The organism is Pseudomonas syringae group sp. 26L6 (assembly GCF_032587815.1).
Lineage (GTDB): Bacteria > Pseudomonadota > Gammaproteobacteria > Pseudomonadales > Pseudomonadaceae > Aquipseudomonas > Aquipseudomonas amygdali.
Map to the genome: position 1 here is coordinate 1 of NZ_JAWHPJ010000042.1, position 14,058 is coordinate 14,058.

Genomic DNA, 14,058 nt, shown 5'->3' on the forward strand with positions numbered 1-14,058 from the left:
CCGGGCAGGGTTTTCCGGTGCTGGACCTGACCGACAACGAACTGGCCAAACTGCACATCCGCCACATGGTCGGCGGGCATGCCGAGCGCGTCGACGACGAAGTGGTACTGCGTTTCGAATTCCCGGAGCGCCCCGGCGCGCTGTTCAACTTCCTCAACCGCCTGGGCGGACGCTGGACCATCTCGATGTTCCACTACCGCAACCACGGCGCAGCAGACGGCCGGGTGGTCGCTGGCCTGATAGTGCCGGAGGAAGAGCGGCATCTGGTGGGCGCAGCGCTGGACGAGATTGGTTACCCGTATTGGGACGAGAGCGAGAACCCGGCGTATCGGTTGTTTCTGGGCTGAGGACGTGGATACCTCTCGTTCCTCATGCGGACCGGCATACCCACGCGGAGCATGGGCACGATAGAGGTTCTCTGGACACCTTGATTATCGTCCCCACGCTCTGCGTGGGGATGCAGTTCTGGACGCTCTGCGTCCGCCGTGCATGATCACGACAGCCGTTATTGAGCGGGCTCAGCCTCGGTTGGCTTGGTACTGTCTGTTGGCTCGGCTGCCGGTGTGTCGACCGTTTCCGCCTTGAACGATGCAGGCTCGGCTGGCGCTGGCAGTGGTTCGCTTGCCGCGGGCGGCGTGGCTGATTCGGCAGCGGGTTCGGCCTTGGCGGGCGACTCCGTTGCTGCTGGAGCCAGTTTGGCGGGTTCGGCCGCCTTGGCCGGCTCGGCTGCGGCAGGGGCTACATCAGGAACACCCAGATCTGCTTTGGGCTTCTCGACAATATGCGCAGCCTTTTTCACTTCCGGTGGCAGGAAGTTTTCCACCAGACCGAAAAAGCGCTCGTAGAACTTCGCCGATGACACGGTTTCACTGGCCACCTTGACCATCGAGTCGTCAGTGGAGCCTATCGGCATCGAGACAGAGCCCAGCACTCCAACCCCGAGGCTGGCCGAGTTGTTGGTCTTCTTCAGCGCATAGCGATCCTGCAGAGCGTTTGCGAACATGGTCGAACTGCCATCCTTCGCATCAGCGGCGCACACCAGATTAAAGCTGATTTCAATATGCGCATCGCCGGTCTGTTGAAAGCTCTTGCGACCGGCAATCATCTTCGGGTCGCTGCTGGTGATGATATAGCCCTGGCTCAACAAGGCACGCCGCCCCGCTTCGCAATAAGCCAGGTCGGTTGCAGGATAACTGCGGGAGAAGGTCCCGGCGTCATCGAAATGTTCGTGGTCATAAACCGCCTGCTTCGGCGATGAACAACCAGCTGCCATCAACACGGCAGAGATCCAGAATGCGGTACGAACGTTCAGTAGCTTAAACATCGAAAATCCTGAGGAAGGAAAAGACTGCCAGCAAGACTGCGAACTGGGAAATGGCGGTAAGTCTGCAACAAGGCCGACGCTGGATCAACGTACAGATCAAAAGGATTTGGATACAACACGTGTTCAGGCCAACCACCCTACTCGCCTACGGACAAAACGCAGACAACAAAAAAGCGACCCGAGGGTCGCTTTCGTGTTTGCTTCAAGGAGTTCAAGGGCCTTGAAGCGGTGTATGGCGCAGCGGACGGGACTCGAACCCGCGACCCCCGGCGTGACAGGCCGGTATTCTAACCGACTGAACTACCGCTGCGTATCGCTGTAAACCTGTTTGAAACAAACCTTCGGTAGTTTGCTTCCTGTACTGGTGACTGAAAGACCCTTGGGCTTTTCAATCGCAGACCCGGCGAACCCGATCTGTACAAATATGGCGCAGCGGACGGGACTCGAACCCGCGACCCCCGGCGTGACAGGCCGGTATTCTAACCGACTGAACTACCGCTGCGCATTGTGGACTTGCGTCCTTTTGATACTTTGAAAGCCCTCGTACTTCAGCTTTCAAACTCAACGATGGTGGGTGATGACGGGATCGAACCGCCGACCCGCTGCTTGTAAGGCAGCTGCTCTCCCAGCTGAGCTAATCACCCTTTGCTTCGTTGAGGCCGCGAAATTTACGCACCTAACGAACCTAAGTCAATAGCCTGATTGAAGTTTTTTAAAAAACAGGCTCAATCGCAAAACCGCTACCACACATCAAAAGCACAACAAAGAGTCAATGTTGGCAGACTGCACGAAACTATTCGGCGTAGACCATCTTGCGCGTCATGCCGCCGTCGACCACAAATTCCTGCCCGGTCACAAAACCGGCGTTTCTGGACAACAACCACGCAACCATCGCGGCCACATCTTCTACCGTCCCTACCCTGCCGGCAGGATGCTGGGCGTGATCGGTCTCGGACAACGGCTCGGCCTTGCGCAACGAGGGGTCGCGCGCATCAATCCAGCCGGGACTGACGGCGTTTACACGTATCTCCGGCCCCAGACTGATTGCCAGCGCGTGCGTCAGCGCCATCAGGCCGCCCTTGCTGGCCGCATAAGCTTCGGTATCGGCCTCGGACTGGCGGGAGCGAGTAGAGGTAAGGTTGACGATGCTGCCACAGTGCGCACGCAGGTAAGGCGCGCAATGCTTTGCGAGCAGCATCGGACCGCCGAGGTTGACTGCCAGTACACGGTTCCAGTGCGACAGCTCAAGGCTTTCCAGCGTAGTGTTGTGCGGATCGGCAATCGCAGCGTTGCACACCAGCGCATCGAGACGACCGAACTGCCGAAGCACCTCGGCCACGCCCGTTGCGACCTGCTCTTCACTGGCAACGTCCATGGCAATGAACAGGGCATTTTCACCCAGTGCACCGGCCACTTTCGAACCACGCGCACGATCCAGATCGGTCAACACGACTTGCCAGCCTTCGGCAATCAGCCACGCTGCAATGCCGAGCCCGATCCCGCGAGCGGCACCGGTCACCAGGGCGACACGACCATTGTGGACGCTGGAAAATTTCAACGCCCACGCCTCACCCGGCTTGCCACTGGCCGTTTTGCTGGTCTCGCTACTCACAACGCCGCCAGACCACGGGCCAGATCAGCCTGCAGATCAGCCACGTCTTCCAGCCCCACTGCAACCCGAATCAGGCTGTCGCGAATACCTGCGGCCTCACGTTCCTGAGGTGCCAGACGGCCGTGAGAGGTGGTGCTCGGGTGAGTGATCGTGGTTTTGCTGTCGCCCAGGTTGGCGGTGATCGAAATCAGTCGCGTGGCATCGATGAAGCGCCATGCGCCGTCCTTGCCACCCTTGACCTCGAAGCTCACCACCGCACCGAAACCCTTTTGCTGACGCTGGGCCAACTCGTGCTGCGGGTGGCTCTTCAGCCCCGCGTAATGGACTTTTTCGATGCCATCCTGCTGCTCGAGCCACTGTGCCAGTGCCTGGGCATTGGCACAGTGAGCGCGCATGCGCAGGTTCAGGGTTTCGAGACCCTTGAGGAAGATCCACGCATTGAACGGGCTGAGCGTCGGCCCGGCCGTGCGCAGGAAACCGACCACTTCTTTCATCTGCTCGCTGCGGCCGGCAACCACACCGCCCATGCAACGACCCTGGCCGTCGATGAACTTGGTAGCCGAATGCACGACAATATCAGCACCCAGCAACAGCGGCTGCTGCAAGGCCGGCGTGCAGAAACAGTTGTCGACGATCAGCATCGTACCTTTGGCGTGAGCGATTTCAGCCAGTGCAGCGATATCCACCAGCTCGGCCAATGGATTGGACGGCGACTCGACAAACAGCATTTTGGTGTTGGGCTTGATCGCCGCGTCCCAGCCGCTCAGCTCTGCAAGCGGAACGTAATCCACCTCAATGCCAAAGCGTTTGAAGTACTTGTCGAACAGGCTGATGGTCGAGCCAAAGACGCTGCGCGACACCAGCACATGATCCCCGGCACTGCACAGGCTCATCACGACCGCCAGGGTCGCCGCCATGCCGGTGGCCGTAGCAACGGCCTGTTCGGCGCCTTCCAGCGCGGCGATGCGCTCTTCAAAAGAGCGCACGGTCGGGTTGGTATAACGCGAGTAGACGTTGCCGGGCACCTCGCCAGCAAAACGCGCGGCCGCATCGGCAGCCGTGCGAAAGACATAGCTGGAGGTGAAGAACATGGGATCGCCATGCTCACCTTCCGGGGTGCGGTGTTGCCCGGCACGTACGGCAAGGGTATCGAAACCCACACCTTCAAGGTCGCTGTCCAGCCGACCTGCATCCCACTCCTGAGTCATGCCGCCCACTCCTTGTCCAATTTAGTTGTTGTACAGATCGATGATCGCGCTCACGGCCTGAGTCTTGATCTTGGAGGCGTCGTTACGCGCGCTCTCGATCCTGTTCAGATAATGCTCGTCGATGTCACCGGTCACGTACTTGCCATCGAAAACCGAGCAGTCGAAGTTGTCGATCTTGATCTTCTTGCTGCCACTGACCGCTTCGATCAGGTCATTCAGATCCTGATAAACCAGCCAGTCGGCACCGATAAGGTCGGCAACGTCCTGAGTGGAACGGTTGTGGGCGATCAGCTCGTGAGCACTCGGCATGTCGATGCCGTAGACGTTGGGGTAGCGCACGGCCGGGGCCGCCGAACAGAAGTAGACATTCTTGGCACCGGCTTCACGGGCCATCTGGATGATCTGCTTGCAGGTCGTGCCGCGCACGATGGAGTCATCCACCAGCATCACGTTCTTGCCGCGGAACTCCAGCTCGATTGCGTTGAGCTTCTGACGCACGGATTTCTTGCGTGCTGCCTGGCCCGGCATGATGAAGGTCCGGCCGATGTAGCGGTTCTTGACGAAACCTTCGCGGAACTTGACGCCCAGATGATTGGCCAGCTCCAGCGCAGCGGTACGGCTGGTGTCCGGAATCGGGATGACCACATCGATATCGTGATCCGGACGCTCGCGCAGGATCTTGTCGGCCAGCTTCTCGCCCATGCGCAAACGCGCCTTGTAGACCGAAATGCCGTCGATGATCGAGTCAGGACGTGCCAGATAAACGTGTTCGAAGATGCACGGTGCATATTTGGGGTTGGCCGCACACTGACGGGTATGCAGCTTGCCATCTTCAGTGATGTAGACCGCTTCGCCCGGTGCCAGGTCGCGAATCAGGGTAAAGCCGAGCACGTCCAGCGACACGCTTTCCGACGCGATCATGTATTCGACGCCTTCGTCGGTATGACGCTGGCCAAACACGATAGGACGAATGGCGTCCGGGTCACGGAAGCCGACAATGCCGTAGCCGGTGATCATTGCCACGACCGCATAGCCGCCACGGCAGCGATTATGCACGTCGGTCACTGCGGCGAAGATATCCTCTTCGGTCGGCTGCAACTTGCCACGCACGGCCAGCTCATGGGCGAAAACGTTGAGCAGCACTTCCGAATCGGAATTGGTGTTCACATGGCGCAGGTCGGATTCGTAAATCTCCTTGGCCAGTTGTTCGACGTTGGTGAGGTTGCCGTTGTGCGCCAACGTGATGCCATAAGGCGAGTTGACGTAGAACGGCTGGGCCTCTGCAGACGTCGAGCTGCCCGCCGTTGGATAGCGCACATGACCGATGCCCATATGCCCGACCAAGCGCTGCATATGGCGTTGATGAAACACATCACGCACCAATCCGTTGTCCTTGCGCAGGAATAACCGGCCATCGTGGCTGGTTACGATACCAGCAGCGTCCTGGCCGCGGTGCTGGAGGACGGTAAGCGCGTCATACAGCGCCTGATTGACGTTCGACTTGCCGACGATACCGACGATGCCACACATGCGACACAACCCCTACTTAGTGGAACTGGATTTACCGAGCACATCCTGCGGCATTGTAGACGGCAGGATCTGTTCCTTGAACGGCAGATCAGCGGGTACGCTGATGCCGCTGGCGAGCCACTTGCTGGACATCCCTAGAATCAGGTTTTTCGACCAGTCAGCGACCATGAGAAATTGCGGCACCAGCCTGGACTGCTGCCACCATTGATCCTGCTGCACCGGCCCCAGGCTCAACAGCCCTACCGCTACAACGACAAGCAGGCCTCCGCGCGCTGCGCCGAAGACCATGCCGAGAAAACGATCGGTCCCGGAAAGCCCGGTGACGCGAATCAGCTCGCCTATCAGAAAGTTGACCATGGCGCCTACCAGCAAGGTGGCGACAAAAAGAATGGTGCAGCTCGCAATCACGCGGGCCGAAGGTGTTTCTATGTAATTGACCAGATACTGCGACAGCCCCGCGCCAAACATCCAGGCCACAACGCCTGCAATGATCCACGTCGTCAACGACAGTGCTTCTTTTACGAAGCCGCGCTTCAGACTGATCAGGGCGGAGATGGCGACAATTCCCAGAATTGCCCAGTCAACCGGAGTAAATGGCACGTTGCAGCCTGCAGACGGATAAGGCGGCGCATTTTAGCAGAGCGCCCGCCTGCCGGTAAGCAGCGATTACCGGCGCGAGGCATTTTCCTTTAACGCAAGGGCACGAGGTGCCGAACGGTCAGCCCCGCTCAGGCTGAAAGCGCACCACAATACCTTTGAGCTTTTGCTGTTTGTCGAGCTGATCGCGCAGACGATCAGCTTCGGCACGCTCGATAAGCGGGCCGACAAATACCCGATTAACGCCATCGGCAGTGCGAATGTAAGCATTGTAGCCTTGAGTTCGCAGAGTCTTTTGCAGGTTGTCGGCGTTGGCACGGTTGGACATGCTTGCCAGTTGAACCGACCAGCTGATCGACAGCCCGTTGGCATCGACGCCAGCAGGTGCTGCTGGCTTGGCGGGTGCCGCAGGGGCTGCCGGGGCTGCCGGGGCCGGAGCAGGCGCAAGTGCCGGCTTGGCAGCAGGCTTCGGGGCCGGGGCGCTGGCAACCGGAGGTGTGGCCGGTGTGGTTGGGGCAGGTGCGATCGGCATGGAAGGCGGCTGGCTGCTGCTCATGTCATCGTCGCTGGGAACAGGCTCCTGAGGCAGGGCCTGAGGCTCCGGAACAGGCACCGGGTCGACCCGGATCTGCGAAGCCGCAGGTGCCTGGGGCGCGGACGGTGCATCGACCTGCACCTGACGCGTTTCATCTTCCCGCGTGAAGAGCATGGGCAAGAAGATGACCGCCACAGCGATCAGCACCAGTGCTCCAACCATGCGCTGCTTGAATACGTTATCCAGCAAAGCCATTTGCAGCGTCCTCATCGGTGTACCGGGCCACCCATTCCAGGGCCTCGGCAACACAGTAAAATGATCCGAACAGCAGAATCTCGTCATCGGGCGTGGCGTGCGCGCACTGAGCTTCCAGCGCCAACGCAACACTCTGATAGGACGTCACGCAGGCGCCAAGGTTCTGCAAGGCCGAATGCAACTCTTCTGCCGGTCGGCTGCGCGAGGTAGGAAGCGGCGCAACGGCCCACTCATCGATGACCGACACCAGATGCGCGACCACACCCTCGAGGTCCTTGTCGTTCAACAGGCCAAATACGGCGCGACGCTTGCCGACAACCGGCTGGCGCGCAAGGCATTGCTCCAGAAATTGCGCCGCATGGGGGTTGTGACCCACATCGAAAAGCAGATTGAGCCGCTTGCCTTGCCAGCTGACAGTTCTGCGATCAAGACGACCGGCGAGCCGGGTCTGCGCCAGAACCTGCCCTACTGCATCCGTTTGCAGCGGGTACCCCAGCAAGGCAAACGCCTGAAGTGCCAACGCTGCGTTCTGCATAGGCAGGTCCAGCAGTGGCAGACCGCGCAGTTCGACCTGTTCGCCGTGAGCAACACCACGCCAGTCCCAACTGTCCTTGCCTATCGAGAGATCGAAATCACGACCACGCATCAGCAGCGGGCAACCCAACTCACGAGCCTTGGCCAGCAGCGGCTCGGGTGGTTCCGGATCGCCGCACAACGCTGGGCAACCGGCACGAAAGATTCCGGCCTTTTCGAAGGCGACCGACTCACGGGTGTTACCCAGATACTCGGCGTGATCAACACCGATACTGGTGACCAGCGCGAAATCCGCATCAACAAGATTTACCGCATCCAGGCGACCACCCAGACCGACCTCCAGAACGACCGCATCCAGCCGGGCCTGTTCGAACAGCCAGAATGCCGCCAGCGTGCCCATTTCGAAATAAGTCAGGGTTACATCACCACGCGCCGCTTCAACCGCCGCGAACGCATCGCATAACTCCAGGTCGGTTGCCTCGACACCCTGCACTTTCACCCGCTCGTTATAGCGAATCAAATGTGGGGAGCTGTAGACACCGACTTTCAAGCCCTGAGCCTGCAACAAGGCAGCGACAAAGGCACAGGTTGACCCCTTGCCGTTGGTGCCCGTTACCGTAATCACCCTGGGAGCCGGACGCGTCAGCCCCAACTGCTGCGCTACCCGCCGAGAACGATCCAGCCCCATGTCGATGGCGGATGGATGCAGTTGCTCCAGGTAAGCGAGCCAGTCGCTCAGGGATGTAGAGGTCATATCGTGGCCGGTGCCGGTGGAACGACGATAGGCTCGATGACCGGCGCTACAAAACGAGGCGTCGGCAGGTTCATCATCTGCGCCAGCAGGTTACCCAGACGCGGACGAAGCTCGCTACGCGAGATGATCATGTCGATAGCACCATGATCCAGCAGGAACTCGCTACGCTGGAAGCCCTCTGGCAGCTTCTCGCGAACGGTTTGCTCGATCACGCGAGGACCGGCGAAACCGATCAGCGCCTTGGGCTCGGCAACGATGACATCGCCCAGCATGGCCAGACTGGCGGAAACGCCGCCGTAGACCGGGTCGGTCAACACCGAGATAAAGGGCAGGCCTTCTTCGCGAAGACGTGCCAGAACGGCCGATGTCTTGGCCATCTGCATCAGCGAGATCAGTGCTTCCTGCATGCGCGCACCGCCGGAAGCGGCGAAGCAGATCATCGGGCAACGATTTTCCAGGGCGTAGTTGGCGGCGCGCACGAAACGCTCGCCGACGATGGCGCCCATAGAACCGCCCATGAACGAGAACTCGAATGCTGACGCCACCACCGGCATGCCCAGCAGGGTGCCGCTCATGGAAATCAGCGCATCCATTTCACCGGTCTGCTTCTGCGCAGCGGTCAGGCGGTCCTTGTATTTCTTGCCGTCACGAAATTTCAGACGGTCGACCGGCTCAAGATCGGCACCCAGCTCTTCGCGGCCTTCAACATCCAGAAAAATGTTCAGGCGTGCGCGCGCACCGATACGCATGTGGTGGTTGCACTTGGGGCAGACGTCCAGGGTCTTTTCCAGCTCCGGGCGATACAGAACCGCCTCGCAGGACGGGCATTTGTGCCAGAGGCCTTCGGGAACCGAGCTCTTTTTGACCTCGGAACGCATGATCGATGGGATCAGTTTGTCTACCAACCAGTTGCTCATGCTTTATATCTCCAGTACCGGTGTGGCTCGAACGGCTGGCGATCACGCGCCAGTCGCATGCCCTCGGATAAATTCGTGTATGGACGATGATGAAGGATAGCGATCGACCCAAGCCAGACCTGCACATCCCTCACCCCGATTTTTTACAACGACGGCGTTGCACTCTGGCACCACCGCTTACTTGATTCGACCCGCATGCCTTGTGGCAGGGACAGGCTTATGGACGGCGGCCGACCGGCAACCGTCACATCAGGTGCCATGCACTGCACTCATGAACGCAAGGATCTTTTCCCGATCCTTGATGCCCTTGCTCTTTTCGACACCGCCGCTGACATCCACGGCGTAGGGCCGAACCTGGGCAATGGCCTGCGCCACATTCGCCGACGTCAGCCCGCCCGCCAGAATGACCGGTTTATCCAGATCGTCCGGAATCAGCGCCCAATCGAAGGTTTCTCCGGTGCCGCCAGGAACACCCTCTACATAGGTGTCGAGCAGCACGCCTCGCGCATTGCGATAGGTACGGCAAACCTGAGCGATGTCATCACCCGCCTTGACCCGCAAAGCCTTGATGTAGGGGCGATGATAACCATCGCATTCATCCGGTGTTTCATCGCCATGAAACTGCAGCATGTCCAGCGCAACCGCATCCAGCGTCTCGTTGAGTTCGCAGCGGCTGGCGTTGACGAACAGGCCGACAGTGGTAATGAACGGCGGCAACGCGGCAATGATAGCGCGAGCCTGCAGCACTGTTACTGCACGCGGACTTTTCGGGTAGAACACCAGGCCAATTGCATCGGCTCCTGCCTCGGCTGCAGCCAGAGCATCCTCTATGCGGGTAATCCCGCAGATCTTGCTGCGAACGGCTGACATATAGTGAGCAACCTCAGACCTTTCGGAAAGTCCCGGATGTTAGCAAATGCTGCTCGGGTCGTCAGCCGTCCAGTTCTGCAAAGCCCGTAAGAAAATGCGGACCTACAAAACGCTCGGGCAGCGGAAATTCATCACGGTACTCGACCTGAACAAGGTACAGACCATAAGGATGGGCCGTCACACCACCGGTACGCCGAACCCGGCTTTCCAGCACGTCTCGCGCCCATTCGACCGGACGTTCGCCAGTGCCGATGGTCATCAAAACACCGGCGATGTTGCGCACCATATGGTGCAGGAAGGCATTGGCGCGCACGTCGATCACGATCATCTTGCCGTGACGCGTCACGCGCAGGTGGTGCAACTGCTTGACTGGCGACTTGGCCTGACACTGGCCGGCGCGGAAAGCGCTGAAGTCGTGAGTACCGACCAGATACTCGGCTGCCAGTGCCATCCGCTCTACATCCAGTGGGCGATGATTCCAGGTAATTTCCTGATTCAGGTGCGCCGGGCGAATCTGATCGTTGTAGATCACATAGCGATAACGACGGGCAATGGCCTTGAAGCGGGCATGAAACGTAGCGGGCATGACCCGGGCCCAGGTTACGCTGACGTCATGGGGCAGATTGATATTTGCGCCCATGACCCAGGCCTTCATGGTGCGCTCGGCCTGCGTATCGAAATGCACCACCTGCCCGCAGGCATGCACGCCAGCATCTGTGCGGCCGGCACACATCAGTGATACCGGTGATGCAGCCACTTTTGACAAAGCGTCTTCAAGAGTTTCCTGCACGGTCAGCACACCGGATGCCTGACGTTGCCAGCCGCAATAGCGCGAGCCCTTGTATTCAACGCCCAGCGCGATTCGGGAAAAACCCTCGGCAGCCATTTCGGCTGCCGGGTTGTCTATGTTCGCCAAAGTGGTACAGCCTGTCGGTTCGCAAAAAGTCGGTCATTATACGGCCGCAAGAAAAACACGCTACCAAGCCGGACAATTGAAATGCAAACGGCCGCATAAGCGGCCGTTTGCAGGTTGTTGCCTTAGGGGGATCAGGCCAGCCGCGAAAGCATCTCCCGCGCTTCGCTTTTCTGTCCGTCATCGCCCTCGGTGACCACTTCGTCAAGAATATCCCGGGCACCGTCTGCATCGCCCATGTCGATATAGGCGCGCGCCAGATCAAGCTTGGTCGCGGCTTCGTCAGTGCCGGCCATGAAGTCGAAGTCCGGCTCGTCTTCCAGTGCCGCAGCATCTTCGGCCGTGAACCTTGGTTCATCGAGCGGCGGATGCTCGAGATTCTGTGAAAGGCGGTCCAGCTCGGCATTGACGTCGTCGATTTCGGTCGCGAATGCCTGGCTGGCCTGATCGGTTTCAATCTCGTCCGCCAGCGACAGATCAAAGTCTTCCGGAAGCTCAAGGTCATCACTGACAGGCGGCACAGACTGCGTTTCACCCAGATCAAGTGGATCATTGCCAAGGCCGAGCAGGAAGTCATCCTCGTTCTTGAGCGCCGGATCTTCTTCGGACAGGTCCAGATCGAAGTCGGCAAGGTCTTCCGGCGTAGTCGCCGCACGGGCCTCTTCCTGTTGCTGCATGATCGACTCGAAGCTCAGCTCCTCGTCATCCGCTGCTGCAGACACCTTCGGCTCATCCAGCATCAGATCGTCAAGCTCGTTCACAGTGGTGACTTCAGACGTGGGCGCTTCTTCGAACTCATCCAGGCTCAAGTCAAAATCGTGATCGAACGGGTCCGCTTCTTCAGCAGGTTCAGCGGCCAGCGGCGTAACCATTTCAGGTGCGGGCTCGGGATCTGCTATTACAGCGACTTCAGGCTCAGGTTCAACCTCTTGCTCTGCCGAATCATCGGCCAACAGCTCTTCAACATACTTGGCGTCAAGCTCTGCAACCAGCGCAGCAGCACTGGCAGCTGCCGCGGCCACTGCCGGAGCAGCCGACGCAGTAGCAGATTCAGAAACCGCTGGCGCAGCAACAGGCGCTACCGGCTTCAGGGTCGAGTTAAGTTCTTCCTGCTGCTCGACCTCAGCTTCATGCTTTCCCGCTGCCACCAGTTTGCGTTCGTGGGCGGCGTAAGCTTTGTTATTACCCTGCTCGGCGTAGATTTCCATCAGCTTGAGGCGAATATCATCGCGCTTCGGATCTTCCTTCACTGCTTCTTCAAGCAGTTCGACAGCCTGATTCATGCGCCCGTAAGCAATATGGATCTCGGCCTGAAGCAACGGATCGGCAGGACGCTCGCGAGCCGCGGTGGCAGCGGCGGCGGCACCAGCGGCCCCCATGCGAACATTCGGTGGTGGCACGTCCAGGCCATCGAAGCTGGCTGGCGGTGCATTCATGTCCATGTCTGAAACAAAATCCGACTCCTCAGCCAGAGCACGCGCCATACGCTTGTGCTTCTCGGCTTCGGCCTTCGCAGCGCGACGACGCGCCAGGAACAACAGCAACAAGGCCAGAATCAACAATACGGCACCGCCGATCAGGCCAAGCAGTACCGGGTTGTTGAGGATTTTCTGCAGCACGTCTTCATCTTCGGCTGCAGCCACCGGCTCCACAGCCAGCGGCTGATCGGCTGCAGGAGTCGCAACCTCGGCGGCACCTGCCGGCAATGCATCCTCAGGAGCAATCTCCCCAGCCGGTTTGACCGGAGCTCCATTGGCATCGACCAGCGAAGCAGGCACTGCCGCATTGGCAGGCGTGGTGGCTTCCGGGGTGGCAGCAGCCGGAGGCACAGCTGCACCGGCGGCCTGCATTTTGGCCAACTGACCGTTTTTCAGCTCAATCAGTCGCTGTAGCTTGTCGAGCTGGCTTTGCAGGTCGTTCATGCGGCTTTTCAGCTCGGCATTGTCACGGCGCGTGGTGTCCAGAGCTTCCTGAGCCACCGCCAGCTTGTTGCCAAGATCACTGTCACCCGCTGCACCTTTTGCCGCAGGCTTGCCGCTTGCCGAAACCAGGCTCAGGTTGTCGGAGGTATCGACCTTTGAAGGAGCAGCGCCAGCGCGATCACGGCGGGTGGCATCGACCTGGCGCGTGCCGGCAGGCAGGCGACGGCCTTCACGCCAGGCGCTGTACTGCCGGGAAACTTCTGCAACTGCCTGCGGTTGTGGCAACGCGGTGGTTTGCTGCGGAGTCGGAAGGCGCAGCACCTGCCCCTTCTTCAAGCGGTTGATGTTGCCGCCGATGAACGCTTCCGGGTTCAACGCCTGAATGGCCAGCATGGTTTGCTGGACAGTGCCGCCAGTACGTACCTTCGCGGCAATTTCCCACAAGGTATCGTTATTGGCGGTGACATATTGTGCCTGTTTGTCCGCGGCTGGCGGCGGCAATACCGGCGCACTGGCGGCAGGTGCTGGAGCCTCGGGTGCCGCAGCCTCTGTCGACGGCGCGACTGTCGCCAGTTGCGCGGGTGCGGCAGGAGCAGCAGCTGGTGCCGGGGCGGCGGCCGCAGCGGCGGCCTCTGGAGAAAACTTCGGTGGATCGAGCAGAAGACTGTATTCACGCAGCAACCGGCCATTTGGCCAGAGCACCTGAACCAGGAACTTCACGTAAGGCTCGCGCACCGGCTTGCTGGAAGTAATGCGCAGGACACTTTTACCGCTGGCGTTGATAACCGGGGTAAACGTGAGATCGTTGAGAAATGCCTGACGGGTAACGCCCGCCTGAGCGAAGTCGGCAGTGGTCGCCAGGCTCGGCACAACTTGCGTTGCGTTAAGCCCCTGCGCCTCAGTCAACTCTATTTCCGCTACCAAGGGCTGATTCAGGGTCGACTTGACCGACAATTCCCCGAGCCCCAGCGCCTGCGCCATACCCGATGACAGCGCTGAAGCCGCAGCGATTGCTAATACCAGTTTACGAACCTGAACCATAGCCCATCCCTTGTTTAAAGATTCCCCGAGATCCGGGGAGGTAGTC

The 14,058-nt window shown here is 59.6% G+C and carries 11 protein-coding genes, 3 tRNA genes and 1 pseudogene; 1 reads left to right on the forward strand and 14 read right to left on the reverse strand.

The annotated features are described in order from the left end of the window. Positions 1-347, forward strand: a pseudogene (locus tag RYA97_RS18110) (threonine dehydratase); the annotation flags it as partial. A gap of 158 nt (positions 348-505) precedes the next feature. On the opposite strand, the gene RYA97_RS18115 reads toward RYA97_RS18110, so the two are convergent. The 14 genes from RYA97_RS18115 to RYA97_RS18180 all read right to left on the reverse strand — a co-directional run bounded on the left by RYA97_RS18115 (position 506) and on the right by RYA97_RS18180 (position 14,012). After that, entirely contained in the window at positions 506-1,324 is an 819-nt protein-coding gene (locus RYA97_RS18115) for a DUF2242 domain-containing protein (protein WP_005730413.1), read from the reverse strand. Positions 1,325-1,557: 233 nt separating this feature from the next. Beyond that, a tRNA-Asp gene (locus tag RYA97_RS18120) sits at positions 1,558-1,634 on the reverse strand. A gap of 115 nt (positions 1,635-1,749) precedes the next feature. Then, positions 1,750-1,826, reverse strand: a tRNA-Asp gene (locus tag RYA97_RS18125). A gap of 66 nt (positions 1,827-1,892) precedes the next feature. Continuing rightward, positions 1,893-1,968: transfer RNA gene (locus tag RYA97_RS18130), tRNA-Val, on the reverse strand. Between the two features lie 149 nt (positions 1,969-2,117). After that, entirely contained in the window at positions 2,118-2,882 is a 765-nt protein-coding gene (locus RYA97_RS18135; RefSeq protein WP_316892837.1) for an SDR family oxidoreductase, read from the reverse strand. Between the two features lie 50 nt (positions 2,883-2,932). Then, positions 2,933-4,144, reverse strand: a complete 1,212-nt coding sequence (locus RYA97_RS18140; protein ID WP_005743867.1) for an O-succinylhomoserine sulfhydrylase — start codon at positions 4,142-4,144, stop codon at positions 2,933-2,935. A gap of 21 nt (positions 4,145-4,165) precedes the next feature. Further along, on the reverse strand, positions 4,166-5,674 hold the full coding sequence (purF, locus tag RYA97_RS18145; protein ID WP_004657889.1) for an amidophosphoribosyltransferase: 1,509 nt from the start codon (positions 5,672-5,674) through the stop codon (positions 4,166-4,168). A gap of 12 nt (positions 5,675-5,686) precedes the next feature. Further along, positions 5,687-6,274: a CvpA family protein gene (locus tag RYA97_RS18150; protein WP_002552712.1), complete on the reverse strand. Its 588-nt coding sequence runs from the start codon at positions 6,272-6,274 to the stop codon at positions 5,687-5,689. A gap of 118 nt (positions 6,275-6,392) precedes the next feature. Further along, positions 6,393-7,061, reverse strand: coding sequence for an SPOR domain-containing protein (locus RYA97_RS18155; RefSeq protein WP_005743864.1), 669 nt, complete (start codon positions 7,059-7,061; stop codon positions 6,393-6,395). Then, complete coding sequence (folC, locus tag RYA97_RS18160) at positions 7,045-8,349, reverse strand: bifunctional tetrahydrofolate synthase/dihydrofolate synthase (RefSeq protein WP_117140489.1); 1,305 nt, start codon at positions 8,347-8,349, stop codon at positions 7,045-7,047. Before folC ends, RYA97_RS18155 begins: the two co-directional genes overlap by 17 nt. After that, complete coding sequence (gene accD, locus RYA97_RS18165; protein ID WP_002552709.1) at positions 8,346-9,266, reverse strand: acetyl-CoA carboxylase, carboxyltransferase subunit beta; 921 nt, start codon at positions 9,264-9,266, stop codon at positions 8,346-8,348. The genes folC and accD overlap by 4 nt, the downstream gene beginning before the upstream one ends. A 249-nt stretch (positions 9,267-9,515) precedes the next feature. Then, positions 9,516-10,136, reverse strand: a complete 621-nt coding sequence (locus RYA97_RS18170) for a phosphoribosylanthranilate isomerase (protein ID WP_004664334.1) — start codon at positions 10,134-10,136, stop codon at positions 9,516-9,518. 61 nt (positions 10,137-10,197) lie between these two features. Beyond that, positions 10,198-11,022: a tRNA pseudouridine(38-40) synthase TruA gene (gene truA, locus RYA97_RS18175; protein WP_011168144.1), complete on the reverse strand. Its 825-nt coding sequence runs from the start codon at positions 11,020-11,022 to the stop codon at positions 10,198-10,200. A 161-nt stretch (positions 11,023-11,183) separates the two neighbouring features. Beyond that, complete coding sequence (locus RYA97_RS18180; protein WP_117140490.1) at positions 11,184-14,012, reverse strand: FimV/HubP family polar landmark protein; 2,829 nt, start codon at positions 14,010-14,012, stop codon at positions 11,184-11,186. Between the last annotated feature and the right edge of the window lie 46 nt (positions 14,013-14,058).

Bases quoted from the DNA above. Each gene is read 5' to 3' on its own strand.
- RYA97_RS18115 (WP_005730413.1), bottom strand. From the start codon at position 1,324: ATGTTTAAGCTACTGAACGTTCGTACCGCATTCTGGATCTCTGCCGTG.
- RYA97_RS18140 (WP_005743867.1), bottom strand. From the start codon at position 4,144: ATGACTCAGGAGTGGGATGCAGGTCGGCTGGACAGCGACCTTGAAGGT.
- purF (WP_004657889.1), bottom strand. From the start codon at position 5,674: ATGTGTGGCATCGTCGGTATCGTCGGCAAGTCGAACGTCAATCAGGCG.
- RYA97_RS18155 (WP_005743864.1), bottom strand. From the start codon at position 7,061: ATGGCTTTGCTGGATAACGTATTCAAGCAGCGCATGGTTGGAGCACTG.
- folC (WP_117140489.1), bottom strand. From the start codon at position 8,349: ATGACCTCTACATCCCTGAGCGACTGGCTCGCTTACCTGGAGCAACTG.
- accD (WP_002552709.1), bottom strand. From the start codon at position 9,266: ATGAGCAACTGGTTGGTAGACAAACTGATCCCATCGATCATGCGTTCC.
- RYA97_RS18170 (WP_004664334.1), bottom strand. From the start codon at position 10,136: ATGTCAGCCGTTCGCAGCAAGATCTGCGGGATTACCCGCATAGAGGAT.
- truA (WP_011168144.1), bottom strand. From the start codon at position 11,022: ATGGCTGCCGAGGGTTTTTCCCGAATCGCGCTGGGCGTTGAATACAAG.
- RYA97_RS18180 (WP_117140490.1), bottom strand. From the start codon at position 14,012: ATGGTTCAGGTTCGTAAACTGGTATTAGCAATCGCTGCGGCTTCAGCG.